At 65.0% G+C, this 25,286-nt stretch carries 26 protein-coding genes and 1 tRNA gene; 9 read left to right on the forward strand and 18 right to left on the reverse strand.

The window, feature by feature from the left end; genetic code table 11:
• Window positions 1-87: 87 nt before the first annotated feature.
• From D3242_RS21835 to D3242_RS21855, 5 genes are all read right to left on the reverse strand, one after another.
• Window positions 88-2,130 (reverse strand): hydantoinase/oxoprolinase N-terminal domain-containing protein, encoded by a 2,043-nt coding sequence (locus tag D3242_RS21835; protein WP_064985345.1) that lies wholly within the window; start codon window positions 2,128-2,130, stop codon window positions 88-90.
• 175 nt (window positions 2,131-2,305) lie between these two features.
• Complete coding sequence (locus tag D3242_RS21840; protein WP_019862340.1) at window positions 2,306-2,608, reverse strand: cupredoxin domain-containing protein; 303 nt, start codon at window positions 2,606-2,608, stop codon at window positions 2,306-2,308.
• 58 nt (window positions 2,609-2,666) lie between these two features.
• Entirely contained in the window at window positions 2,667-3,293 is a 627-nt protein-coding gene (locus tag D3242_RS21845; RefSeq protein ID WP_064985346.1) for a CDGSH iron-sulfur domain-containing protein, read from the reverse strand.
• Window positions 3,294-3,404: 111 nt separating this feature from the next.
• Complete coding sequence (locus D3242_RS21850; RefSeq protein ID WP_019862338.1) at window positions 3,405-3,776, reverse strand: hypothetical protein; 372 nt, start codon at window positions 3,774-3,776, stop codon at window positions 3,405-3,407.
• A gap of 143 nt (window positions 3,777-3,919) precedes the next feature.
• A complete protein-coding gene (locus tag D3242_RS21855; RefSeq protein WP_064985428.1) occupies window positions 3,920-4,168 on the reverse strand; it encodes a DUF1127 domain-containing protein in 249 nt (82 codons plus the stop codon).
• Window positions 4,169-4,397: 229 nt separating this feature from the next.
• Here D3242_RS21855 and D3242_RS21860 point away from each other — a divergent pair, with 229 nt between their 5' ends.
• The gene (locus D3242_RS21860; RefSeq protein ID WP_171880347.1) at window positions 4,398-5,912 is read left to right on the forward strand and encodes a winged helix-turn-helix domain-containing tetratricopeptide repeat protein; all 1,515 of its coding nucleotides are present in this window, start codon (window positions 4,398-4,400) and stop codon (window positions 5,910-5,912) included.
• 62 nt (window positions 5,913-5,974) lie between these two features.
• Here the strand turns inward: D3242_RS21860 and D3242_RS21865 are convergent, their stop codons facing one another.
• The 3 genes from D3242_RS21865 to D3242_RS21875 all read right to left on the reverse strand — a co-directional run bounded on the left by D3242_RS21865 (window position 5,975) and on the right by D3242_RS21875 (window position 8,987).
• Complete coding sequence (locus tag D3242_RS21865; RefSeq protein WP_027047591.1) at window positions 5,975-6,331, reverse strand: hypothetical protein; 357 nt, start codon at window positions 6,329-6,331, stop codon at window positions 5,975-5,977.
• A gap of 67 nt (window positions 6,332-6,398) precedes the next feature.
• Window positions 6,399-7,886: a pyridoxal phosphate-dependent decarboxylase family protein gene (locus D3242_RS21870; RefSeq protein ID WP_027047590.1), complete on the reverse strand. Its 1,488-nt coding sequence runs from the start codon at window positions 7,884-7,886 to the stop codon at window positions 6,399-6,401.
• 12 nt (window positions 7,887-7,898) lie between these two features.
• A complete protein-coding gene (locus tag D3242_RS21875) occupies window positions 7,899-8,987 on the reverse strand; it encodes a PLP-dependent cysteine synthase family protein (RefSeq protein ID WP_081296177.1) in 1,089 nt (362 codons plus the stop codon).
• A gap of 215 nt (window positions 8,988-9,202) precedes the next feature.
• Between D3242_RS21875 and D3242_RS21880 the strand changes: the two genes are divergently transcribed.
• The 5 genes from D3242_RS21880 to D3242_RS33605 all read left to right on the forward strand — a co-directional run bounded on the left by D3242_RS21880 (window position 9,203) and on the right by D3242_RS33605 (window position 12,939).
• Window positions 9,203-11,224: a transcriptional regulator gene (locus D3242_RS21880; RefSeq protein WP_064985431.1), complete on the forward strand. Its 2,022-nt coding sequence runs from the start codon at window positions 9,203-9,205 to the stop codon at window positions 11,222-11,224.
• Window positions 11,225-11,320: 96 nt separating this feature from the next.
• The gene (locus D3242_RS21885) at window positions 11,321-11,500 is read left to right on the forward strand and encodes a hypothetical protein (RefSeq protein ID WP_027047588.1); all 180 of its coding nucleotides are present in this window, start codon (window positions 11,321-11,323) and stop codon (window positions 11,498-11,500) included.
• A 125-nt stretch (window positions 11,501-11,625) separates the two neighbouring features.
• Window positions 11,626-12,003 carry a YkvA family protein gene (locus D3242_RS21890; RefSeq protein ID WP_019862331.1) on the forward strand — a complete coding sequence of 126 codons (378 nt, stop codon included), beginning with the start codon at window positions 11,626-11,628 and terminating at the stop codon, window positions 12,001-12,003.
• Between the two features lie 139 nt (window positions 12,004-12,142).
• Entirely contained in the window at window positions 12,143-12,625 is a 483-nt protein-coding gene (locus D3242_RS21895; protein ID WP_064985348.1) for a DUF2127 domain-containing protein, read from the forward strand.
• 140 nt (window positions 12,626-12,765) lie between these two features.
• Window positions 12,766-12,939 (forward strand): hypothetical protein, encoded by a 174-nt coding sequence (locus D3242_RS33605; protein WP_019862329.1) that lies wholly within the window; start codon window positions 12,766-12,768, stop codon window positions 12,937-12,939.
• 49 nt (window positions 12,940-12,988) lie between these two features.
• On the opposite strand, the gene D3242_RS21905 is transcribed toward D3242_RS33605, so the two are convergent.
• Complete coding sequence (locus tag D3242_RS21905; RefSeq protein WP_015314705.1) at window positions 12,989-13,297, reverse strand: UBP-type zinc finger domain-containing protein; 309 nt, start codon at window positions 13,295-13,297, stop codon at window positions 12,989-12,991.
• Window positions 13,297-15,051: an FAD-dependent oxidoreductase gene (locus D3242_RS21910; protein WP_064985349.1), complete on the reverse strand. Its 1,755-nt coding sequence runs from the start codon at window positions 15,049-15,051 to the stop codon at window positions 13,297-13,299. The genes D3242_RS21905 and D3242_RS21910 overlap by 1 nt, the downstream gene beginning before the upstream one ends.
• A 246-nt stretch (window positions 15,052-15,297) precedes the next feature.
• Here D3242_RS21910 and D3242_RS21915 point away from each other — a divergent pair, with 246 nt between their 5' ends.
• The 3 genes from D3242_RS21915 to D3242_RS21925 are packed head-to-tail and all read left to right on the forward strand — an operon-like array spanning window position 15,298 to window position 18,377.
• A complete protein-coding gene (locus D3242_RS21915; protein WP_064985350.1) occupies window positions 15,298-16,125 on the forward strand; it encodes an FMN-binding protein in 828 nt (275 codons plus the stop codon).
• Between the two features lie 24 nt (window positions 16,126-16,149).
• Window positions 16,150-16,869, forward strand: coding sequence for an FAD:protein FMN transferase (locus D3242_RS21920; RefSeq protein WP_223217833.1), 720 nt, complete (start codon window positions 16,150-16,152; stop codon window positions 16,867-16,869).
• Window positions 16,866-18,377, forward strand: coding sequence for an RnfABCDGE type electron transport complex subunit D (locus D3242_RS21925; protein WP_019862323.1), 1,512 nt, complete (start codon window positions 16,866-16,868; stop codon window positions 18,375-18,377). The genes D3242_RS21920 and D3242_RS21925 overlap by 4 nt, the downstream gene beginning before the upstream one ends.
• A 7-nt stretch (window positions 18,378-18,384) precedes the next feature.
• Here the strand turns inward: D3242_RS21925 and D3242_RS21930 are convergent, their stop codons facing one another.
• The 8 genes from D3242_RS21930 to D3242_RS21965 all read right to left on the reverse strand — a co-directional run bounded on the left by D3242_RS21930 (window position 18,385) and on the right by D3242_RS21965 (window position 25,225).
• Window positions 18,385-19,728, reverse strand: a complete 1,344-nt coding sequence (locus tag D3242_RS21930) for a sensor histidine kinase (RefSeq protein ID WP_064985351.1) — start codon at window positions 19,726-19,728, stop codon at window positions 18,385-18,387.
• Entirely contained in the window at window positions 19,728-20,393 is a 666-nt protein-coding gene (locus D3242_RS21935) for a response regulator transcription factor (protein ID WP_019862321.1), read from the reverse strand. The genes D3242_RS21930 and D3242_RS21935 overlap by 1 nt, the downstream gene beginning before the upstream one ends.
• Window positions 20,393-20,719, reverse strand: a complete 327-nt coding sequence (locus tag D3242_RS21940; RefSeq protein WP_019862319.1) for a PepSY domain-containing protein — start codon at window positions 20,717-20,719, stop codon at window positions 20,393-20,395. The genes D3242_RS21935 and D3242_RS21940 overlap by 1 nt, the downstream gene beginning before the upstream one ends.
• A 108-nt stretch (window positions 20,720-20,827) precedes the next feature.
• Entirely contained in the window at window positions 20,828-21,370 is a 543-nt protein-coding gene (locus tag D3242_RS21945; RefSeq protein ID WP_064985354.1) for a cytochrome b, read from the reverse strand.
• A gap of 288 nt (window positions 21,371-21,658) precedes the next feature.
• Window positions 21,659-21,743: transfer RNA gene (locus D3242_RS21950), tRNA-Leu, on the reverse strand.
• Window positions 21,744-21,885: 142 nt separating this feature from the next.
• Complete coding sequence (locus D3242_RS21955) at window positions 21,886-22,506, reverse strand: 2,3-bisphosphoglycerate-dependent phosphoglycerate mutase (protein ID WP_038650980.1); 621 nt, start codon at window positions 22,504-22,506, stop codon at window positions 21,886-21,888.
• Between the two features lie 41 nt (window positions 22,507-22,547).
• Window positions 22,548-23,369: a 4-hydroxy-tetrahydrodipicolinate reductase gene (dapB, locus tag D3242_RS21960; protein ID WP_064985356.1), complete on the reverse strand. Its 822-nt coding sequence runs from the start codon at window positions 23,367-23,369 to the stop codon at window positions 22,548-22,550.
• Window positions 23,366-25,225, reverse strand: coding sequence for an ABC transporter ATP-binding protein (locus D3242_RS21965; protein ID WP_080643847.1), 1,860 nt, complete (start codon window positions 25,223-25,225; stop codon window positions 23,366-23,368). The genes dapB and D3242_RS21965 overlap by 4 nt, the downstream gene beginning before the upstream one ends.
• Between the last annotated feature and the right edge of the window lie 61 nt (window positions 25,226-25,286).

Below are 25,286 nucleotides of genomic sequence, written 5' to 3' on the forward strand. Positions count from 1 at the left end.
CGGCACAGTGAAACTGCATTCCCTTGGCTTTGCCCCTCATCCGCCCTTCGGGCACCTTCTCCCCATGAACGGGGAGAAGGAAGGCGCTCACATCGCGATCCTTGGCCGTCCCGAGGCGACCGCCACCACATGCGCCTCGATGAACATGCGCTGGGCTTCGACGGTGGAAACCTTGAACTCGGTCGCGACGTCGATCTCGGCATTGTCGGTACCGGCGTCCCGGGCGCGCTCGGCCACGATCGCTCGCACATCGGCCTCGGCAGCGGCGATCGCCGCAGCCTCGTCGAGGAAATCGCGCACCGTTTCTCCGGAGGCCAGACGGAACAGCCCTTCCCTGGGCTGGCTGACCCGCGCTTCGGCCGAGACCCTGACCTGGCCGACGACGGCGCCGAGCGCGTTGGCGACATCGGTGTCCTCGGGCACCACGCAGTCATTGCCGACCAGGGGCGCCAGGCCGGCGTAGTGCAGCGGCGCGGAAGCGCCGAGGCCGATGACCGGGCGGTCGAGCGCGACGCTCAACCGGGCGATGCCGGGATGGGCATCGACGGCGCGCTGCACCAGCGCGTGCGCCACGGTCGCGGCGCCATCGAGCCCGTCCTCGGCGAAGGCGGTTTCGAGGATGTATTCGGCCGACCAGCGCGTCAGCGTCACCAGCACGCGCTCCGAGATCACTTCCGGCGACGCGGCGATAGGCTGGCCACGGCCATCGCGCTTGCGGGCGAACAGCTCGGCGCCGAGGCGGGCGGTGGCGGCATCCCAATTGGCCTGCTTGCCCAGCACGTGTGCTGCGTCCGACGGGGTGAAGCCTGAGATATGCACCAGTCCACGCGAGACTAGCCGGTTCAAGGTGGCGTTCTGGGCATTGGACGTCAGCAACCTGTCGAGGGCAAGCGGCGTCGCGCCGATCGCCTCGTAAAGCCGCGCTTCCGGAGCGGTGAGGCCCGCCGCAAGCCTGTCCGGCACGCCGGTGCGCACCGCGAAGCGGCCGTCCATGCGGCCGGGATTGGGCGAACGCAGCTGGCGTTCGAGCTCCGATTTGACGGCGTCGCCATGCGCCATGCCGGCCAGCGCCAGCGGCACCAGGCGGCGCGGCCCGAGCAGGATTTTTGGATTGAGCGCGCCGTCCTCCAGCGCCACTTCGGAATCGCCGCCAAGGCCGAAGGTGCGCATGGCGACCGCCTCGACCATGGTGCGGAAGCCTCCGACGGTGGCGCCTTCGGGATCCAGGCGCGGCCGGCCCTTGTCGAGCACGGCGACATCGGTGGTGGTGCCGCCAATGTCGGAGACCACGGCATTGTCGAGCCCGGTCATGTGGCGGGCACCGACCAGGCTGGCCGCCGGACCGGACAAAATGGTCTCGATCGGCCGCTGGCGGGCGAACACCGCCGAGACCAGCGCACCGTCGCCGCGCACCACCATCAGGGGAGCGGCGATGTTGCGGGCTTGCAAAAACCCTTCGGTCGCCGCCACCAGCCGGTCGATCATCGAAATCAGCCTGGCGTTGAGCAGCGTGGTCAGCGCCCGACGCGGGCCGCCGAGCTTGGCCGAGAGTTCGTGGCTCGCGGTGACCGGCAGGCCGGTCTTGTCGCGGATCAGTTCGCGGGCGGCGATCTCATGCGCCGGGTTGCGGGTGGCGAAATAGGCGCACACGGCAAAGCCGGACACCGAGGCACCGAGTTCCGGCAGGGCCTCTTCCAGCCCTGACAGATCGAGCTTGGCGGCATTGCCGTGGACATCATGGCCGCCCGGGCAAAACACCACCGGATCGGTGCCGAGCGCGGTCTTCAGCCCATCGCGGGCGAGGTCGGCTTCGGAAAAGCCGATCATGACGAGCGCGACGCGGCCCCCCTGGCCCTCGACCAGCGCATTGGTGGCCAGCGTCGTCGACATCGAGACCAGTTTGATCGCGGCCGGATCGGTACCGGCCTTTTCGAGCACCGCGTCGACCGCGCCGGAAATGCCGCCAGCGAGATCATGCCTGGTGGTCAGCGCCTTGGCCTTGGCCAGCACCTTGCCCTTGTTCGGCCCCTGCTGCGGGCCCTCCGTCTCGGACCACAGCACGGCATCGGTGTAGGTGCCGCCGGTGTCGATGCCGAGGAACAGAGGTTTTGACTTGGTCTTGGCGGTCATTGGCAGTCCGGGCGGTGGGGAATTTTGCTTCCCGCCCTTAGCCTATCGCGGCCGGCCGATAAAGCCACGAGCGCTGGGCCAACACGCGATGACCGCAATAGGAGCCCCGATCTCCCCTTGGGAGGGGATCGGCGGCTTTGACCGCAACGCCAGGGGCCCTCTGGCGAGGAGGCCGCTATTTGGCTGTGACAATGCCCTTCATCGAGCTGTGGATCGCACAATGGAATGGATGTGCGCCGGCCGCCGATACCTTGACCTTGGCGCTCTTGCCGGTGGCGAGATGGCCGGTGTCGAAGGAGCCATCGAGCGCGGTGGCGGTGTGCGTCATCGAGTCGGCATTGGTGAAAGTGATGGTATCGCCAACGGCGACCGCGATTTTCGGTGGGTTAAATTTCATGCCCTTGATCTGGACCGCATGATTGGCGGCGTAGGCGGGCACGGCAAAGGCAAGCAAAGCAAGAACGAGCATGGTGCGCATGATGGATTTCCTCCTGAGCGCGAACCCTCATCCTACACTAACGCTGGCGAACGGCCTTTTATGCCACGAAGCCGATCTTCTTATGCGTATTGTCACAAAACGGCTTGTTGGCCGAGTGGCCGCAGCGGCAGAGGAAGGTGCGCTGCGTGCGGTCGATCGTGTGGCCGGTGCCGGTGACGATCTCGACATTGCCTTCCAGCTTGAGTGGGCCGTTGGTGGTCGGCGTCACTTTCAGCGGGCCGTTGCGCGCTTCGAGCGCCGGCATGTCCTTCAGCGGCGGTTCGCCGGTGGCGGTGAAGCCGGCCTTGCTGTGGCTGCCGTCGCAGAACGGCTTGTTTTCCGACGCGCCGCAGCGGCACAGCGTGGCGCGAAAGAAGGTTTCGCCGTCGAGCACGATCTCGGCATGCACGGCAAGCGGGCCGTTTTCACGCAGCCGCACGGTGTTGACCACCGGCGGCTGTTCCTGCGGCCCGCCATCCTTCCTGACATAGGTGATGGCACCCGACGGACAGCTTTCGGCGATGGCGACAATCTTTTCGACACTGGCCGCGTCGGGATGGATCCATTGCCCCGGCGCATTGGGCACGAAGACATGCGGGTCGCCGAGCACGCAATTGCGCGAATGGATGCAGCGCTTGCCGGAAAAGCCGACGTCGATCTTCTCACCCTCGACCGTGCCTGCCATTGCCGTGCTCCTCTCGCCTGGGGCGCGGCGCGGCTGAACCGACGCGGCGCGCTTTGGGTATCGGCACAGGCTATCGCTCCCATGGGGGAGACCGTCAAGCTGGCAAACCGATCAGGGGACGAGATTGATCTCCTCGGTCTCGCCGCCGCTGCAGGTGTAGCAGCAATCCTCGCATTTTTCCTTGTTGCCGGGGCCGACGCCCCAATAGGTGCCCTCGTCCCCATCGACCCAGGCGCCGTAGCAGATGGATTCGCCTTCGTTGCAGGAGATCGGCAACGACTTGGTCTCGCCGTCATCGAGATAGAAGTCCTTGCCGTTGCCCGGCCAGACATAATCGCGATCCTGGCTGTAGAGCTCAAGGCGCATGGCGTTGGGATGGCTGTTCTTGATGGCAAAGGTGACGTCGCCGGCATGGGCGGCTGGTGCAAAAAGGATGGCAAGCGAGAACGCGGCGGCAAGCCGGCGCGCTGGTATGAAAGACATGGAAACCCCCGATGAAGAATCGGCCCCCACGGCCGATGGGGTCATCATGCCATGACGGGGGCCGGTGCTAAAGGGGGATGACGACAATCCCTGATAGAATCGCGGGAGCTAAACGACCAACCGGCGTCATTGCAGGCTTCGCCCTATCGTTGCCAGAACGGCAGCTTGGCGATCTCTTCATCGACCTCCCGCCTGGTCAGGCCGATATCGTCGATCAGATGCGGATTGACTTCCGAGATCCGCTTGAGGTCCCAGCGATAGCGTGTCTGTTGACGCCAGGCCGCGATGGTGTTCCGCAAGGTGGCAAGGCTGTAGCGCCGGCGCGATGTCTGCCCCACGCGCGCTCCATACCGCACTGCCTGATGCGGGGCCGAAGCAAAGATATTGGTCATGACAACCTCCATATGTTTTGGCGCCCACAGGCTTGAGAATGGGCGGCCTTTGATCTGAACGAGGTTGAATTCTGCAGGATATGGAGGGCGCCGTAATTAAGCCCTGCCAAATAGTTCTCAAAAGTTCCAAACAGGCTCTAACGCGTTGTTTTGGCGTCATTCCCTGGGGAGACGCCGCGCGCTTTCCCCGGTGAAACCGCCTCACACTTTTCCTGGAATTGCTCTATAGATGCGCCCTATGCAGGGATCGCGCTTTGCCTTTGGTCCGTTCGTGCTTGATCCGGGTGCGGGAACGCTGCTTCGGAACGACGATCCTGTTGCTGTCGGCTATCGTGGGCTGAAGCTGCTTGCCGCCCTCGTCGGACGGCCCGGCGAGATCCTGGAGAAAGCCGAGCTGATGGATGCGGCGTGGCCGGGAACGGCGGTCGAGGAAGGCAACCTCACCGTCCAGATCGCGCAGCTGCGCAAGCTGCTTGGTCCGCCCGCCGATGGCGGAGAATGGATATCGACGGTTCCGCGCGTAGGCTACCGCTTCACGGGCGCCATCGAAAAGCTCGACCGGGCAAAGCGTAAACCCTTGCCGCTGCCCGACAAGCCATCGATAGCGGTGCTGCCTTTCGTCAATCTCAGCAACGACCCCGAGCAGGAGGCCTTCGCCGACGGGTTAACCGAGGATCTGATCACCGACTTGTCCAGGGCCCCGGGCCTGTTCGTCATCGCCCGCAACTCGACCTTTGCCTACAAGGGCAAGGCGATGGACGTGCGCGCGATCGCCGAGGAGCTTGGCGTGCGCTATCTGCTGGAGGGCAGCGCCAGACGCGCCGCGGGGCGCGTGCGCATCAACGCCCAGCTGGTCGACGCGATAAGCGGCGAGCATCTGTGGGCCGAACGCTTCGATCGCGGCCTGGACGACATATTTGCCGTTCAGGACGAGGCCACGGCCAAGATCGTCGAGGCGCTGCTCGGACGGCTGCGGGCGCCGCCGCCACGCAACCGGCCGACAAATCTCGAGGCCTACGATCTGTGCGTGCGGGCGCGCAAGCTGATCGACGAATCACCACAGACGGCAAGGGAAGCGCATCTGTTGCTGACGCGCGCGGTGTCTCTCGACCCGGACTACGCCGAGGCTCATCGCTGGCTTGCCATGAACCATTGGATGGGATGGGTGCATTGGGGCGAGCCGGTCGACCCCAACCGTCGCATCGCGCTGGAACTGGCGCGCAAGGCCGTGGCGATCGATCCCAACGATGCCGGCTGCCGTTGGGTGCTCGGCAATCTGCTCGCCTATGAGCACAGTTTCGAAGAGTCGGAAGCCGAATTCGCCAAAGCGTTCGAACTCGACCCGAACGAGGCCGACGCCTGGGCGACCTTGTCCGACATCGCGGTGCTGGCCGGACGAGTCGCGGAAGGCCTCGAGCACATCCGCAAGGCGTTCCGGCTCAATCCCTATCCGGCAAGCTGGTACTATCTGACGCTCGGCGAAGCCCAATATGCGGCGCGCGACTACGAAGCCGCCGTCGAGACCTTGCGCCGGGAGGAGACTTACCGGACGAGCTCACGCCGTTTCCTGGCGGCGAGCCTGGCGCAACTCGGCCGGCTCGACGAGGCGCGGGCCGAGGTCGAAATGTTCCTCATCGGCAACCCGCACTTCACGACCAGCTACTGGGTCTGGACGGAGCCATTCCGCGACACCGCGATGCGCGATCATTTCGTCGACGGTTTTCGCAAGGCGGGCCTTCCCTAGAGCAATTCCTGACCGAAACCATTTCGCAATTTCCCGGAATTGCTCTGGTGACGCCCGGCCAATCACGGCACCAGATCGATCGTCTCGGTCGTGTGTTCCACGCAGATGAAGCAGCAGGTGTCGCAAGGCTGGTCGTTATCAGGCCCGACGCCGGCCGAGATCCGGTCATTGCCGTCGACCCAGGCGCCATAGCAGATGCGCTCACCCTGATTGCAGGAAAGAGGCACCGATTTCTGGGAATTCGGGTCGATCAGGAACACCTTGCCGTTGCCCGGCCAGACGGTCTCGCGGTCGCGGCTGAACAGCTCGACCGCTACCGCTTCCTTGCGCAGGTTCTTGACGAAGAAGGCCATGTCGGCGGCCTTGGCCGAGGTCGTGCAGACGAGCGCCGCGAGCACGGCCATACGAAACAGCGTCACGATCGGACCTCCCGAATCACCGCCGCAGAATCGCATGACCGCCCATGCCTGTCGCTCGCTTTTGGAACTATTTCACGGAAGAACCTTCCGCCATGATCTGCCGCCCCAGCCGCACCGTTTCGCCGACCAGAAGATCGAGATCGTCGCGCCTTGTGCGGTGGTTGGCGATCGCCACGCGCAGCCAGTGTTCGCCATACAGGGTGGTGTCGGAAAGGGCGGCAATGCCCTTTTCCTGCAGCCGCAGCATGATCTCGGTGTTGAGCGCCTTCAGTGCCTCGCCGGTGACGCCGGGCTGGTAGCGGAAGCAGACGATGTTGATGGTCGGCGCCATCGCCAGCTCCAGCAGCGGCTCGGCCTCGATCAGCCCGGCGAGATAGGAGGCCTGCGCGATGTTCTGGTCGATGAGGCGGCCGAATTTATCGGCGCCATGTTCCTTCAGCGCCATCCAGACTTTCAGCGCGCGAAAACCGCGCGAGGTCTGCAGGCCGTAATCGTGCAGCCATTCGCCTGAGGCGAGGCCGCGCGGCGTCGATTCCAGATATTCCGGCGTCACCGCGAAGGTCCGGCGATGCGCGACGGCGTCCCTGACCAGGGCGCAGCCGACCTCGAACGGCGCGTGCAGCCATTTGTGCGGATCGAGCGCGACGGAATCCGCCCATTCGATGCCGGCGACGCGATGCGCATTGTCGGGCGCGATCGCGATCAGCGCGCCGATGCAGCCATCGACATGGAACCATAGGCCTTCCTCATGCGCGAGCTTGGCGAGCGCCCGCAGATCGTCGATCGCACCGGTGTTGACGGTGCCGGCATTGCCGATGACGCAGGCCGGATTGAAACCGGCTTCGCGATCCTCCGATATCGCCGCGCGCAAGGCCGGTATGTCGATGCGCAGGCCGGCATCGGTCGGGATGCGGCGCAGCGCCCGGTTGCCGAGGCCGAGCGCTTCCATCGCCTTGCGGTGGCAGGAATGGATCTGGTCCGAGCCATAGAAGCGCAGCGGCTTTTCGATTGCGGCGACGCCGTGCTCGCGCACGTCGATGCCGGCCTTGGTGTTGCGCGCCACGGTCAGGCCGATGATGTTGGCCATCGAGCCACCGCTGACCAGCGTGCCGGAGGCGGAAGCGGGAAAGCCCAGCATCTGCTTGCACCAGTTGACCACCTGGCTGTCCATCAGCCCGGCGGCGTGGTTGCCGCCGCCGAGATTGGAACCCTGGATCGCCGCCAGGAAATCGCCGAGCGCGCCGGTGAAGTTGCTCGACCCCATGTACCAGGCCCAGAAGCGCGGATGGATGTTGCCCATCGGATAGGACATCACCGTGCGCGACACCTCGCCGTAGACGGCGGCCAGCGGCGCCGGCGATCGCGGCAAGGGTGCCGCGAAGGCTTCTCGCACCTCCGCCGGCATCTCGCGCCAGGCCGGGCGGTCCCTGATGTCGCTGAGGTAATCGACAGCATCATCGATGACCTGGTGCGACAGGGCTTGCACTGCGGCCCAGTCGGCGGGGTCGAGCGTTTCCTCGGCGGCCACGCCGAGGGTTTCCTGCGCGATGTCCATGACCGGTCTCCGTCAAGCCGCCGGGAACTGGCAGCCGGGCGTCGAGCGCGACAGCGCCATCTCCTCGGCATCCATCTCGGCCTCGATGCCGTCGAACAGCGGCGTCGACATGTAGCGCTCGCCGGTGTCGGGCAGCATGCACAGGATCACCGATCCGGCCGGCGCCTTTTCCGCGACCTGCCGCGCCACGGCGAAGGTGGCGCCGCCGGAAATGCCGGTGAAGATGCCCTCCTTCTGCGCCAAGGCCTTGGCCCACTTCATGCCTTCGGGTCCGGCAATCGGCACCACCTCGTCATAGAGGCTGGCGTCGATGGCTTCCTGCAGCACGTTGGGGATGAAGTCCGGCGTCCAGCCCTGGATCGGATGCGGCTCGAAGGCCGGGTGGCTGGCGGCAGGGGCGCCATGGGCACCGCGCTGCTGCGCCTTGCCGCTGCCGACCAGCTGCGCGTTGGCCGGTTCGGAGAGCACGATGCGGGTCTCCGGCCGCTCGCGGCGCAGCACGCGCGCCACGCCGACGACCGTGCCGCCGGTGCCGTAACCGGTGACGAAGCAGTCGAGCCGCGAGCCGGCGAAATCATTGATGATCTCGCGCGCCGTGGTGGCCTCGTGGATGGCGGCGTTCGCCGCCGTCTCGAACTGCCGGGCGAGGAACCAGCCATTGGCCTCGGCCAGTTCCACCGCCTTCTTGTACATGCCAAAACCCTTTTCGGCGCGTGGCGTCAGCACCACCTTGGCGCCGAGCATGCGCATCAGCTTGCGGCGCTCGACCGAAAAGCTGTCGGCCATGGTGACGACCAGCGGATAACCCTTCTGCGCGCAGACCATGGCCAGCCCAATGCCGGTGTTGCCGCTGGTTGCCTCGACCACCGTCTGGCCGGGCTTCAATGCGCCGCTACGCTCGCCCTCCTCGATGATGTTGAGCGCCAGCCGGTCCTTCACCGAGGCGGCGGGGTTGAAGAACTCGGCCTTGACGTAGATCGTCGCATGGGCCGGTGCCAGATTGTTGATGCGGATCACCGGCGTGTCGCCGACGGTGTCAAGAATGCTGTCGAACAGGCGGCCGCGTCCGGCGGTGGTTCTGATTTTCTGTCTATTCAACATGTTTTGATCTCCTCGATCGTGTTCATCTTCACAGGCCGGTTACAAACCGGCGGCTTGGGCGGCGAGGTTTCGAGACATGGCCGCGCTAGGACTGACATGCCGACGATGCGGCAATGACGGTATCCGGCGCGAGATTCGCCCCGGATGCGCCGTGTCACGTTTGGTGATACAGCAAGGGTCGACGGGCCAGCGTGGGAGCAGGCGTGGAAACGCACGTGGAATCCGCACCATCGAGGCTGGAGGCTGACAGGCCGATCCTGTCCTTGCGCCTGCTCGGACCGCTGGAAATCCTGCGCGACGGCGTGCCAGTGGCGCTGCCGGCGTCGCGCAAGTTGCGCGCGCTCCTGGCCTATCTGGTGCTGGCGCCGCACGCCGTGGGCCGTGGCCGCCTGTGCGAGTTGTTGTGGGATGTGCCCAACGACCCCCGCGGCGAATTGCGCTGGTGCCTGAGCAAGCTGCGCGCCGCCCTCGACACGCCGGACCGGCGTCGGGTCATCACCCCAGGCGATACGGTCGCGCTCGATCTCGAAGGCTGCCATGTCGATGCGCTGGAGATCAGCCATGCCGCCGCGCAAGGGATCGCTACGCTTGATGTGGAGCGGCTGCAGGCGCTGGCAGGACTCTTCGCCGGCGATCTGCTCGACGGGCTGGAGCTGGAGCGGAGCCCGCTTTTCGACGGCTGGCTGGTCGCCCAGCGCCGGCGTTTTCACGCATACCACGCCGCCGTGCTGGAACAGCTTGCCGCAAACCATCCGGCGGGCTCGCCCGAAATGTCCACGCATCTCGATAAATGGGTCGAGCTGGAGCCTTTCGACACGCGCGCTCATCTGGCCTTGCTATCCAATCTGGCCGAGCGCGGCGCTATCGGCGCGGCCGAGGAGCATCTGGCGTCGGCTGCTCGCCTATTCCAGTCGGAAGAGCTGGATTTCGCCCCGCTTCGCGCGGCCTGGCAGGCAATCCGCCATCAACAGTCAAGCAGCCCGCTCAAGTCACAGCCGGCCGGCCTGTCCACACTGCCGCAATTGGTGGTCACAGCGGATGACGTGGCCACGGTCGAGCCAAGCCAGGCGTCGCTGGCGGTGATGCCGTTTGTCGAGGAAAGCGGCGGGCGTGGCGGGCTCGCCGACGGTTTCACCCACGACATCATCACCCGGCTTGCCAAGCTTCGGGATTTCTTCGTCATCGCGCGCGGATCGGTGTTCGCGCTGGCCGAGAAAGCCATCGCACCCGAGGAGGCCGGCAGAAAGCTTGGCGTCGACTATGTCGCCACCGGCACGGTGCGCAGCCTGACCGGCCGCCTGATCGTCAGCGTCGAGCTGGTCGAGGTGCGCACGGCCAGGATTGTCTGGGCCGAAACCTTCGAGCGTCGCCCCGACGACCTCTTCGCCGTGCTCGACGATATCGGCGACAGCATCGTGTCGTCGATCTCGGCCGAGATCGAAACGGTCGAGCGCAACCGCGCCATGCTGAAGGCGCCCAACTCGCTCAATGCCTGGGAAGCCTATCATCGCGGCCTCTGGCACATGTACCGCTTCACCCAGGCCGAGAACGAGCAGGCGCGGCATTTCTTCGACAAGGCCTTGCAGCTCGATCCGACCTTTGCCCGCGCCTATGCCGGCCTGTCCTTCACCCACTGGCAAAATGCCTTCCAGCGCTGGGGCGACCGCGACCGGGAAAGCGCGCTGGCCTATGAGAGTGCCGGCCACAGCCTGCTGGTCGACGACCACAATCCGGCCGCGCACTGGGCGATGGGCCGGGCGCTGTGGCTGCGCGGCGAGCAGGACGGGTCGCTCTCCGAACTGGAGCGGGCGGTGGATCTCAGCCCGAATTTCGCGCTTGGCCATTACGCGCTGTCCTTCGTCCACTCGCAGTCGGGCGACCCGCAGGCGGCGATAAGCTCGTCCGACCATTCGCGGCATCTCAGCCCCTTCGACCCGCTGCTGTTCGGCATGCTGGGGTCGCGCGCCATGTCGCATGTCCGGCTCGGCCAGTTCGAGGAGGCGGCCGAATGGGCGCTGAAGGCGGCGGCGCGGCCCAACGCGCATACCATCATCCTGGCGATCGCCGCGCACTGCCTGGCGCTTGCCGGCCGGCTCGAGGAGGCGCGCGGCTTCGCCGCCGCGATCCCCAGGACATTGCCTGATTACCGTGCCGACGATTTCATCGGCACCTTCCGCTTCGACCCCGATGCCGAGGCGCTGTTCCGGCAAGGCGCGAGGCGCATTGGGCTCAGCTGATTTCGCGTTTGCGGCCCCGTTAACGAAGTCGGAAGGAGTTGCTTAACAGTTCACCTCTATGTGACCCCTCGGGGGGTCCATGGCAAAGTGAGTATGATGAGCGACAGCCCCGACAAGCGCAGCAACGAATGGCGCGCCATTCTTCATGTACAGGCCCGTGTCGCCGTCCTGTTCGTTCCGGTGGTGGCCAGCCTGCTGCTCATAGCCGCGCTTGCCGGCAATGACCGCAAATCCGTTCCCGATGTAGACCGGACGGTCACCGGGTCGGTGCGATAGGCGGCACGACAACCGGCCGCGAACGCCTGTTGGACGGCCGCGCATGTCGAGGGGCCGCCAGCCATCCTGCCAGGCGGCCAGCGTGCGCTATTGGGCGCGTCATCCTTTGGCGCTATGGTCATCCAATGGCAACATTGAGCGAATGGGCCCGGGCGATCAAGCGCGACGTGCATGCGCTCTACCTTGCCGCGCGCGATCCCCGAACGCCATGGTACGCCAAGGCGCTTGCTGTGTGTGTCGCGGGCTACGCCTTGTCGCCAATCGATTTGATTCCCGATTTCATCCCCGTGGTTGGCTACCTCGACGATGCGGTCCTGGTCCCCTTGGGCATCCTTGCCGTGGTCAAGATGATACCGCCCGAGGTCATGGCAGAACACAGGGCGGCCGCCGCCCTCGCTGTCGACAGGCCGGTGAGCCGCGGCGCGGCGCTGATCATCGCCTGTATCTGGGTCGCTTCGGTGGCGCTGGCGGGATGGCTGGGGTATCGGTACTTCGCGGGCTGATCCTGAAGAGCCGTCCCGTCGATCGCGTTCTGAACGCGTCCGTTTGCGGCGTCCTAAAGAACTTTGGTCACCAGATTGTCCAGCCGGGAGTTGTCGCGGTAAGCCAGTCGTACCACGTGGCTGGTTGTGAGGTGGATTGTTGAAACCCGTCGATGAACACCGCATCCATCAGATCTTCGAAGTCAGCGTATGGCTGAAGGGCGCGCATGCCCTGATCGAATGCATCGGCGGGCTTCTGCTCTATGTCGTCACCACCGATACCATCGCCTCCTGGGTCAATGCCCTCACCGCGGAAGAATTGATCGAAGATCCGAACGATTTCATAGCTGGGCATCTGTCGCAGATGGCAAGCCATTTTTCTATCGCCAGCAAAGAGTTCTACGCCTTCTACCTGCTCAGCCACGGCCTGATAAAGCTTGCCCTGGTTGTCGGGCTTTTGAGAGGCAAGCTCTGGTCTTACCCGGCCTCGCTCGCGGCCTTGGGCCTGTTCATGATCTATCAAGTCTACCGCTACTCATACACCCATTCACCCGGCCTGCTGGTCCTGACCGTCTTCGATGCGGTCGTGATGATGTTGATCTGGCATGAGTGGAGGATCGTGCGACAGCACAAGCCGGCATGACGGTGCCGGCACAAGGTGGACCGACGGTAAACGCTGCTGCTGTCCGGCCACAAACGCCTGATTGCAAGGCGCGCCTCCTTTGCCGGCGGAACCGCGTGCCGCGTCGAACATTGTCTTCCAGGACAGCCCTGGAGGACATCATGACCCGAGCCCTCGACGTCAACGAAAACACCGAGCAAAATCCCGAGGGTCCGCCGCAACCGCAGACCGGCGACGATCTCAGGAAAAAGAAGGTCGAAGGAAAGGCCTTCCAGGTGAATGAGAACAGCGTCGACAATCCGGCACGCGCGCCCGTGACGCCAAAGCGGGACTGATCGCGAGATCGGCAGTATCGGGCGAAAACTTGGCCGCGTGCGCGGCGCCTCAATAAAACCTTGGGATCGGCCCGTTCTGCGGCGTCGTGCGGTCGCCGAGGTCGAGAAAGACCTCGTCGACATAGCACCAGCCCCAGCCTTCCGGCGGATCGTAGCCCTCGATGACGGGATGGCTGGTGGCGTGGAAATGCTTTGTCGCGTGGCGGTTGGGCGAGTCGTCGCAGCAGCCGACGTGTCCGCAGGTGCGGCAGAGCCGCAGATGCACCCACCACGAGCCGCTCTTCAGGCATTCCTCACAGCCGAGCGCGCTCGGCGTCACATCCTTGATCCCGGCCGCATGCTTGCATTCGTCCGCCATCACTCTCTCCTGAAATATCTCTTCGTTGAAGCGTGATCTTCTTCCGGAAACCGGTTGCCACTTTTCGGGATCATGCTTTGAGGCGTGACGGCGGGGCTGCCGTCCCGCGCGAGATAGGCATGCAAGGCCGCGACCACCTGGGCACCTTCGCCGACGGCGGCCGCGACGCGCTTGACCGAGCCGCAGCGCACGTCGCCGATGGCAAACACGCCGCTGCGGCTGGTCTCCATCAGGCCATGCTCCGGTCCGAGCTCCGATCCGGTGCGGACGAAGCCCTTGGCGTCGAGCGCCACATTGCATTGCGCCAGCCAGTCGGTGTTGGGATCGGCGCCGATGAACAGGAAGAGGTGGCCGATCGGTCGTGTCGTCTCCTGCCCGCTGACACGGTTGCGCCAGCGGACAGTGGCAAGATTGCCTTCCTCGCCCTCCAGCGCCTCGATTTCGGTCTCGGTCAGCACCTCGATGTTCGGCTGCGCCTTGATGCGCTCGACGAGGTAGCGCGACATCGAGGCATCGAGGCTGCCGCCGCGCGCCAGCAGCGCCACCTTGCGCGCATGGCTGGCGAGATAGACGGCCGCCTGCCCGGCCGAATTGCCGGCGCCGACCAGCGCCACCTCCTGCCCGGCGCAAAGCCGGCCTTCGATCGGCGAGGCCCAATAGTGGACGGACGTTCCCTCAAACTGCGACAAATTAGCGACATCGAGGCGGCGATAGCGCGCGCCGCTGGCGATCACCACGCTGCGGGTGCGCACCGTCTCGCCGTCGCCGACATCGAGCAGGTAACGGGCGCCCGAATTGTCGGTCGCGGCACTCAAAAGCTTCGCCTCGTCCGGGATCACCATTTCGACGCCGAATTTCTGCGCCTGGTTGTAGGCGCGCGCCATCAGCGCCATGCCGGTGATGCCGGTGGGGAAGCCGAGATAGTTCTCGATGCGCGAGGAAGCGCCGGCCTGGCCGCCGAAGGCCCGGCAATCGAGCACGATGGTCGACAGCCCTTCGGAGGCGGCATAGACCGCCGCCGCCAAGCCCGCAGGCCCGGCGCCGACAATGGCGACATCATACAGCGTATCGGCATCGATCGGCCGCAGCAGGCCGATGCAGCGGGCGAGGTCCTTCTCACCGGGATTCATCAGCAGCCTGCCGTTCGGGCACAGCACGACCGGCAGATGGTGCGGGTCGACATCGAAACGCTCGACCAGGGTTTTGGCGCAAGGGTCGCTGCCGGAATCGAGCACGCGGTGCGGCTGGCCGCTGCGAGCCAGGAAGCCCTGCAGCCGCAGCACGTCGGCATTGCCTGATGGTCCGATGATGATCGGCCCGCTTGTGGCGCTTTCCAGGAGCCCTACGCGGCGCAGGATCAGCGCCCGCATGATGCGCTCGCCGAGATTGGCCTCCTGCACCATCAGGTCGCGCACCCGCCGCGAGGGAATGACGAAGGCCTCGACCGGCTCGGCGGCCTCGGCATTGACCAGCGAGGGCCGGGCCGAAAGCTGCGCCAGCTCGCCGACGAAGCTGCCGGGGCCGTGGGTGACGATCGTCTCGCGCCGGCCAAGACCATCCTGCGTGATATCGACCTTGCCCGACAGCACGACGATCAGACCCGGTGCGACATCGCCGGCCCTGATGATGTGCTCGCCGGCCGCATAGGCGCTGGCCTCGCCGAAACGGCGCATGTGGTCGATGTCGGCCTCGCTCAGCGTGGGAAACGCCTGGTCGCGACGGGCGCCGAAGATCGCGGTGCTGGATTGAGACATGGCCGCAAGCGTAGCGAAGCCGCGGCCCGGTTTGAAGTGGTTTGTTCAGCGCCTAGCCGCGAGGGCAGGTTTGGTTGACGGCCGCCGTCGTCCCGTTCGTTTCGAGGTGACGACTGGAGGCTCAAGGATCGGTGCTGTCGACGGTGCCGGGGCCTGACAGCCAATTGTCAGGTGGATCGTGAGACATTGTTTCCGAATAGCCGCGAAGCCGATTCGCCGGCACGGGATTCAAGGTGAAACGAGCCCATGAAACAGATTGCCCTGTCACTTTTCGTGATCGCGTCTTCGGGCGCCTATGTATTGGACCAGGCAGGCAAGGGTCCTGCCGGCGACATGATCGACACAGCGGGTTCCGCCAATGCCGCCGAGGACAGTGTGGTGCAGCCCCCAGCTCCGGCCAGCCCCGTTCGAACCGATCCCACTCCAGCGCCTGCGCCGCCATCGCCTGGGATCCGCCAGCAGAGTGTGCGGTTCGATCCTCCTGCACCCAAGCCAACATCGGTCGGCGATGAAACCACCGCCGCGATCTCGGCGCCCATCCCGAAGCAGCAGGCGATAAAGCCGCCGCTCTCATCCAGCCCTCCGCAGCTTTCTCAAGCGCCCGCAGCCCAGCCCGAACAGGCGCCAGTTCAAATTGGCGCCGATGCCGCGCCACGGACGGCATCCTTCACCATAACCCCGGCCGTCTATATCCCCATTCCCCAGCCGAGGCCGGACTATCCGCAAGCACCCGCCCGCGTCTTCAAGGCCGCCATGAAGCTGGCTGTGAGCCCCAAGCCGGCGGGGCACGGCTTTGCCGACGGTACCTACACCGGTCCTGCCGCCGATGCCTATTACGGCCTCATCCAGATTCAGGCATCCATCCAAGGCGGCCGTCTCACGGCGCTCAAGGTGCTGAAATACCCGAATGACCGCCGCACCTCGGTCAGCATCAACAGGCAGGCGCTGCCGATGCTGCGTGACGAGGCGATCAGTGCGCAGAGCGCCAATGTCGACATCATTTCGGGCGCCACGCTGACCAGCAAGGCCTTCATCCAGTCGCTTGGCGGCGCATTGAAGAAGGCATCGTCCTGATCGATGCGCGACACGAGGATCTTGATGGGCATGCCCATCACCGTCGACATCGCCGGTGCCTCGGGTGCGACCCTTGTAGAAGCGGTCTTCGATTATTTCGAGCACATCGACCGCCGCTTCAGCACCTACAGGACCGACAGCGAGATTTCGGCCATCAACCGGGGTGATCTTCCGATCCGCGACTGGAGCGCCGAAATGATGGAAGTGATGGCGCTTGCCGCACAGACGAAAAACCAGACGGACGGATATTTCGACATCCGCAAGCCCGACGGATCGCTGGACCCGTCCGGCATCGTCAAGGGCTGGGCCATCCGCAATGCCGCCGGGATCGTTCGCCGGGCCGGCGTCGGCGATTTCTTCATCGAGGCGGGCGGCGACATCCAGTCCTGCGGCCGAAATGCTTCGGGTCTCGACTGGAGCGTCGGCATCCGCAATCCCTTCAATGCCGAAGAGATCATCAAGATCGTCTACCCGCGAGGACACGGCGTCGCCACCTCCGGCACCTATGTGCGCGGGCAGCACATCTACAATCCGCTCGGAGCCGATCCGATCACCGAAATCGTCAGCCTGACCGTCATCGGCTCGGATGTGTTGGAGGCCGACCGTTTCGCCACCGCCGCCTTCGCCATGGGCCGGCAGGGCATTCTCTTTCTCGAACAGGCGCCTGGCCTCGAAGGCTACGTCGTCGACAGCAACCGTCGGGCCACGCCGACGAGCGGCTTCGGAGCTTTTTGCCAGCCATGATCAAGACCATCGACCGGCTTCTCGACCATCAGACCATGTACCGGCTGGTCCTCTATTACCTGATCGCCCTGCTGGGCACGGCCTTCGTGCTCGGTTTCCTCAAGCTGGTGCCGCATGACCCGGTCATGCTCGCCTTCACGACGGGGCTGATGCTGGCAGCCTGCTGGATTACCAACAGGGTTTTTGCCGCCGTCTTCAAGGTTCCGGCCAACAACGAGTCGGTCTACATCACCGCCCTCATCCTGGCGCTCATCCTCGATCCGGTGGCCGCCACGGACCTCAAGGGGATATGCGCGGTGGTATTCGCCTGCGTCTGGGCGATTTCATCCAAGTTCATCCTCGCCATCGGCGGGAAACACCTGTTCAATCCCGCGGCGCTGGGCGTGGCGCTGACCGCGCTGCTGCTCGACCAGCCGGCCACCTGGTGGGTCGGCGGCAATTTGCCATTGCTTCCCGTCGTGCTTCTTGGCGGCCTTCTCATGGTGCGCAAGCTGCGCCGGCTCGATCTGGTCGCCACCTTCGGTGTCGTCGCGCTGGCGACAATCCTGGCAACCACCGAGCCGTCGCAATACGCTGCCGCGCTGACGGAGACACTGGGCTCGTCGCCGCTGCTGTTCTTCGCCTTCGTGATGCTGACCGAGCCGCTGACGGCGCCGACCACACGGTGGCCGCGCATCGCCTTCGCCGCCATCGTCGGCTTCCTGTTCGCGCCCAACATCCATGTCGGCTCGTTCTATTTCACGCCGGAACTGGCGCTTCTGACCGGCAATCTGTTTGCCTACGCCGTGAGCCCGAGAGGACGCCTCGTGTTGACGCTCGAGCGCATCGAGCAATCGGCGGTCGACAGCTATGATTTCATCTTCAGGTCACCGCGAAAGCTTGCCTTCCAGGCTGGGCAATATCTGGAATGGACACTTGGGCTCGACCGATCGGACAGTCGCGGCAATCGCCGCTATTTCACGGTGGCGTCGGCGCCCACGGAGCAATCCATACGGCTCGGCGTCAAGTTCTACCCGCAATCGAGCGCCTTCAAGCGAATGCTGGGCGCGATGAAGCCGGGCAGCACGATCCACGCCTCCCAGCTGGCCGGCGACTTCACCTTGCCGGCCAATCCCCAAACCAAGATTGCCTTCCTGGCCGGCGGCATCGGCATCACGCCATTCCGCTCGATGCTGCAATACCTCATCGACAGCCATGAAAGGCGGCCCATCGTCGTCCTCTACGGAGCCGAGACCCAGCAGGACATCGCCTATCGCGACGTGCTCGGCGCGGCGAGACGGGAACTGGGTATAAGGACGGTGCTTGCCGTGGCCCGGGGGGCCGAGCGGGGCCAGTATCCCGGCTATATCGACGCGCGCCTGGTGCGCCTGGCCATTCCCGACTATCTGGAGCGGACCTTCTACATTTCCGGCCCCCAGGCCATGGTCAAGGCGCTGCGCGACACGCTGCTGGCCATGGGTGTTCGCCGCTCGAAGATAAAGGTCGACTATTTCCCCGGCTTTGCCTGAGTGTCGATCAACCCTGGCGGGGTAGGGTGATGGTCACGACCAGGCCGGGATCGGCGTTGGCCATGGTCAGCCGCCCGCCATAGGCTTCGACAATGTCCGAGACGATGGCCAGGCCCAGCCCGCTGCTGCCGCCCTTGCTGTCCAACTGCACCCCGCGCGACAGGGCGGATTCCCGGTCGGCATCGGGGATGCCCGGGCCGTCGTCGGCGACGGCTATGGACACCTCGCCGCCGGTTGCCCACGCACTGACCTTGACCGAGGATCTCGCGAAGCGCGCGGCGTTCTCCACCAGATTGCCGAGGATTTCCGAAAGGTCGCCCTCGTCGACCGGCGCCATGAAATCGTCCGCGACGTCGACCAGGAACGAGAGCTGCTTGCCGCCCGGCGTGCGCTTGATGACGGCGATGACGCCGGCCGCGGCTTCCCTGACGCGGCACGATGCCTTGCCGGAAACGCCGGGCGCCAGACGGGCGCGCGCGAGTTCGCGTTCAACGTGACGTCGGATCGCTCCAGCGCTCTTCTCGATCTCGTCGGCCAACTCGGTTTCGCCCTTCCCGCGCAGGGCCCGGATGTCGGCCGACAGCACCTGCAGTGGCGTCTTGAGGCCATGCGCCAGGTCGGTGGCGCGCGACCGGGCGCGTGCAAGGGCCTTCTCCTGCGCATCGAGGAGGCGGTTGATTTCGTCGGCGAGCGGCTGCACCTCGCTCGGCGCCGCCACGTCCAGTCGCGCCGTCCGCTGCGCGATCACGTTTCGAACGGCGACCCGCAGGCTTTCCAGCGGCGCGAGGCCAACGGTGATCTGGACGAAGAAGGCCGCCATGAGGGCGGCGGCGAGCAGTATGAGCGCCGGGATGAGATCGCGTACATATTCGCGCACCGACACTGTGACGCTGCTATGATCTTCCGCCACGATGGCGCGAAACGACCGGCCGTCTGCATCGGTTATGGTGCGCACGACGGCTACGGTGAGTTCGTCGCCAGGCCCCTTGAGCTCCTCGATCGTTCTCAGTTCGCCGCTCGCGCCTTGGCCGGGCAATGCAAGCTTTGCGTCCCACAACGAACGCGAGCGCACCAGGCCATGGCTGGCCAGGTCTTCCACCTGCCAGTAATGACCCGACAGCGGATTGGTGAAGCGCGGGTCGGTCAGGCCCGGGGCGACCGAAAGCTGGCCGTTGGCCGCGAAGCTGGTCGCGCCGATCAGTTCATTGAGATCGGCGGTCAGTTCGCCGACGATACGCCTCTCGACATTCAGCTCGAACAGATAGCGTAGCCCGACCCCGGCGATGGCAAGGGCGACGAGGATCGAAATGGTGGCCGCCGACCAAAGCCTGAAGCGGATCGAATTGCCCATCAGGACGGCTCGTCGGGTACGAAATATCCGAAGCCGCGCCGAGTCTCGATGACGTCGTTGCCGAGCTTGCGGCGCAGGCGCGCGACAATGACCTCGATTGTGTTCGGATCGCGATCATTGCCGGAATCGTAGAGATGCTCGGCGAGTTCGGTCGGCGCCACCACGCGCCCGGCATGATGCATCAGGAACGCCATCAGCCGGTATTCCAGCGGCGACAGTGCGACGGGAACGCCGCGCAGCGAAATGCGCATCTGGCGCGTATCGAGGACCAGCGGTCCAGATTTCAGCACAGGTGCCGCCTGGCCTGTCGAACGGCGAAGGATCGCGCGCAGCCGCGCCAGCAGCTCGTCCATTTCGAACGGCTTGGGCAGGTAGTCGTCGGCGCCCGCGTTGATGCCTTCGACGCGCTCGGTCCAAAGGCCCCGTGCCGTCAGGATGAGGACGGGAAAGCGGCGCGTGTTGGCCCGCCAGCGCTTCAGCACCGTCAGGCCATCGAGTTTCGGCAATCCGAGATCGAGGATCGCCGCGTCGTAATTCTCGACGTCGCCCGCGAACCACGCGGCCTCTCCGTCGCGCACGGTATCGACGGCCATCCCCGCGGCCTTGAGCACTGCCGCGATGTCGCCCGCGATGCGCGGCTCGTCTTCGGCAAGGAGTATTTTCATCAATCACCACCCCTGTCGCGCATCAGCACGCCGGCGCCGGCGTCGACGTCAACGATCCTGCGGCGTCCGTCAGGGGCGACGACCTGGAAGCGATAGACCCAGCGGTCGCCAATCCGGATGAAATCGACGGCCACGATGTCGCCGGGAGCATCGGCGTGAACCACGCCCAGTATATTGGCCAAGCCCTTTATTTCGCCACGCTCGTAAAGGTCCCGCGCCCGGTCGTGATCGCCGTCGTCATCCTCGTCCGCGCGGGCGTGGAACGGTCGAAGCAGGACAAGCCCGACCAGGCTCGCCGTCGCCAGATGTTTCAGTATCGGTTTCATCCAAGGGCCATGCAGCAGACCTTGTGTTTCAATCCGGCTCGTCACCTGGCCAGTCTCCTGGCCCACAAACACGACAAAGGGCATCGCCCGCCGACGTTTGACTCGCGATCAGGGGCCACTTGTCCCCGGCAGCATACGCTTGAGCACCTCGTCCCGGCGGACATAGTGATGCCAGAGCGCAGCCGCCGCATGCAGGCCGGCAAGGATGAGGATCAGATTGGCGCAGAGGCTGTGCAGTTCTCTTATGGTTCGGGCCGTGGCGCTGTCCGCGGAGACCGGAGCCGGGATGGTGAAGAGGCCGAAGAAACTCAAGGCGTCGCCCCTGTACCAGGTCACCAGGATGCCAAGAACCGGAATGGCCACAAGCAGCCCGTAAAGCACGAGATGCGCGACCTTGGCCACCCATCGTTCCAGCTCCGACATTTCCCGCGGCAGCCCCGGGGTTCCCAAGATCAGGCGCAGGCCAATGCGGATGACGACCAGCGCAAACAGCAGCATCCCGAACGAGATATGGAACCACCAGACGATTGCCCGGCCGGGGTCGTTGTGTGGAAAGATATCCGCGACATAAGTCAGGCCGTAAAGGCCGATAACCAGCAGAAACACGGCCCAATGAATGGCCTTCTGTGCGCTTGTGTAGGTAGGATTCATGCAGGGCTGTCCAATTTCGAATGTTTCTAAACTAGCCGCGATCATGTCAAAGCTTTGTCAGGTCCCTTCGACGGCAATCGAGGGGGCCGTGACGGTTCCCCCGACGAGAGCGGTCCTGGAACCGGGCTTTGGCGATCGTGACCTAGTGGGACATTGGCTGGAGGAACCTGTCAATTCGCTGACAGTCGAACACCGGACAACGCCGATATGCCGGACAAAGAAAAAGCCCGGACGAACCGGGCTTTTTCTTTGGGTCTCTGAACCATCGAACGGTTCGAAACGGGAATTTGGTGCCCAGAAGAGGACTCGAACCTCCACTCCTTGCGGAACACGGACCTGAACCGTGCGCGTCTACCAATTCCGCCATCTGGGCTGGTGCGGGCTCATGTAAGCGGGCAAGCGATTGCTGTCAACGCGCTTTTTGGACCATGCCGCCGAAAGCTGGAAACACAGCTTTGGCAAAAGCGCCACGTTCCAGCCAGGGCCTGGACTTCCACTTGCCGGCTCAGCAAGCGTCAGCTCTCCAGCACTTCCTTCGACGCCACGGTCGAATCGGCGTTCAGCTGGTAGATGACCGGCACGCCGGTGCCCAGTTCCAGCTTGACGATCTCCTCGCCCGACTTGCCGTCCAGCGCCATGATCAGTGCGCGCAGCGAATTGCCGTGCGCGGCGACCAGCACGGTGCCGCCGCGCAGCACGTGCGGCTGCAGATCGTGCAGGTAGTAAGGCCAGACGCGGGCGCCGGTGTCCTTCAGGCTCTCGCCGCCGGGCGGCGGCACGTCATAGGAGCGGCGCCAGACATGCACCTGCTCCTCGCCCCATTTCTTGCGGGCATCGTCCTTGTTGAGGCCGGAAAGGTCGCCATAGTCGCGCTCGTTGAGCGCCTGGTCGCGGATGGTCTTGAGATCGCTCTGGCCGACCGCGTCGAGAATATGCTGGCAGGTCTTTTGCGCCCGGCTCAGCGCCGAGGTGAAGGCGATGTCGAACTTCAGGCCGCGCGCCTTGAGTTTCTGCCCGGCAGCCTTGGCCTCGGCATGGCCCTGCTCGGTCAGGTCGACGTCACGCCAGCCGGTGAACAGGTTCTTCAAATTCCATTCGCTCTGGCCATGGCGCACGAGCACGAGGGTTCTCGACATGTTTGCTCCTTCAGATTGGCAAAATTGGCAGATTGGCCGCTTCAGCTCAGGCCGAGCACGTCCCGCATCGAATACAGTCCAGGCTTCTTGCCACGGGCCCACAGCGCCGCCTTGACGGCGCCGCGCGCGAAGATGGCGCGGTCCTCGGCATGGTGGGACAGCGTGATGCGCTCGCCGGTGCCGGCCAGGATGACGCTGTGATCGCCGACCACCGAGCCGCCGCGCAGCGTGGCGAAACCGATCGACCCGGTTTTTCGCACACCCGTATGGCCGTCGCGTGAACGCACATCGTTGCCGGCGAGCGCAATGCCGCGCCCGGCGGCGGCGGCTTCGCCGAGCAGCAGTGCCGTGCCCGACGGCGCGTCGACCTTGTGCTTGTGGTGCATCTCCAAAATCTCGATGTCGAAATCGTCAGCGTCGAGCGCGCGTGCCGCCTGTTCGACCAGCACCGCCAGCAGATTGACGCCGAGGCTCATATTGCCTGATTTGACGATCATCGCGTGGCGCGCCGCGGCCGCGATCCTGGCATTGTCGTCGGCTGAGCAGCCGGTGGTGCCGATGACATGGGCGATGCGCGCCTGCGCCGCGTAGCCGGCGAATTCGACGGACGAGGCCGGCGTGGTGAAGTCCAGCACGCCGTCGGCCTTGGCGAAGACCGGCAGCGGATCGTCTGATATCGGCACGTTGATGATGCCTATGCCCGCGAGCTCACCGGCATCCTTGCCGAGATGGGGCGAATCCGCGCGCTCGACCGCGCCGATGACGCGGGCGCCCGGAATGGTGTGGATGGCGCGGATCAGCGTCTGGCCCATGCGGCCGGCTGCCCCCACCACCACAAGGCCCATATCGCCTGCTTCGCTCATGTGCTCCTCACCGCCGTCTTTTTCGCACGCGTGGCCCGGACCGGAGTTTGGATCGGCTTGCTGTCATCGACAAGCCCCAGACCCTTCTTGCCCTGCACCCGGTGGAACCGTGCATAGACACTGTGCTGGTCGGCCATCAGCTCGGCATGCGTGCCTTCCTCGACCACCCGGCCCTGTTCCATGACGACGATGTGGTCGGCATTGACCACCGTCGACAGGCGGTGGGCGATGACGATGGTGGTGCGTCCTTCCATGACATGGGTCAGCGCTTCCTGGACACGCGCCTCCGCCTCGTTGTCGAGCGCCGAGGTCGCCTCGTCGAGCAGCAGGATCGGCGCCTGGCGCACGATGGCGCGGGCGATCGAGACGCGCTGGCGCTGGCCGCCGGACAGCGTCGCGCCGTTCTCGCCGACCGGCGTGTCGTAGCCTTGCGGCTGCTGGCGGATGAACTCGTCGGCCGCCGCTTGGCTTGCCGCGCGCTCGATCTCGGCGTCGGTGGCCGAGATACGGCCGTAGCGGATGTTGTCGCGAATCGTGCCTTCGAACAGATAGGGCGACTGCGAGACATAGGCGATCGAGCCGCGCAGCGACTGTTTGGTGACCTTGGAAATGTCCTGGCCATCGACCTCGATGGTGCCGGACTCGACGTCGTAGAAACGCTGCAGCAGCGCCACCAGCGTCGTCTTGCCGGCGCCCGAGGCCCCGACGATGGCGGTCATCTTGCCGGCGGCTGCGACGAAGCTCAGCTCCTGCAGCACCGGTGTCTCCTCGACATAGCGGAAGGACACGTTGTTGAAGCGCACTTCACCCGACGTGAAGTGTGCCTCGACGGCATCCGGCGCGTCGCCCTGCTGCGGCTTGAGGTCGAGCAGTTCGTAGATCATGCGGGCATTGACCAGCGCGCGCTCCATGCCGACCTGCATGCGCGCCAGGCGCCGGGCCGGATCGTAGGCCAGGATCAGCGCGGTGATGAAGGAGAACACCGCGCCCGGCGGCTGGCCGAGAACGAGTGCCCGGTAGCCGGAATAGGCGATGACGGAGGTGACGGCGAGGCCGGCCAGCATGTCGGAAATCGGCGCCAACCGCTCCGAAACGCGGGCGATCTTGTTCGAGCGCTGTTCGGCCGTGTCGGCCAAGGCGCCGATGCGGCTCGCCAGCTGGTCCTCCATGGTGAAGGCCTTGACGATGGCGATGCCTTGCGTGGCTTCCTGGACGGCGCCGATGAGCCGGGAATTGATCAGCACGGATTCCCGCGTGATACGCCGCACGCGACGCGTCAGGTAGACGACCGCCCAGATCAGCGGCGGTCCGATCAGCAGCGAACTCAGCGATAGAACCGGATCCTGGTAGATCATGATGCCGACAAGGCCGACCAGTGTCACCGCGTCGCGGGTGATGGATGTCAGCGTGATCGACAAGAGGTCGCGGATGCCGCCGACATTCTCGTTGACCTGCGCCGCCAGCCGGCCGGAGCGCGTATCGTTGAAGAAGCCGACGCCGAGCTTCATCAGATGGTCGAAGATGCGTTTCTGATAGCGCGCCACCAGATTGTTGCCGATCGTGGCCAGCGCCACCGCCTGGCCGTAGCCGGCGAAACCGCGCACCAGGAAGGCCGCCATGATGCCGGCGCAAATCCACACCACCAGGTCGCCGCGCCGTTCGTAGAAGATCTGGTTGACGATCGGGCTCATGATCCAGGCCGTGAAGGCCGTCGTGCCCGATACCAGCAGCATGCAGGTGATGGCGACGACATAGGACCAGCGATGATCGCGGCCGTTTTCGGAGAGGATGCGGCGCAGCACGGCGTTGACTTCGCCAACGCTGGCTTTCTGCTTGTTTGGAGCTTGAAGTGTCAAATCGGGAGCTTCGTGGGTTTTTCGCCTGGGACCGGGCTGCAATTCGGCACTCCTCTTAGCG

Origin of the sequence: Mesorhizobium jarvisii (assembly GCF_003601985.1) — a bacterium.
Lineage (GTDB): Bacteria > Pseudomonadota > Alphaproteobacteria > Rhizobiales > Rhizobiaceae > Mesorhizobium > Mesorhizobium jarvisii.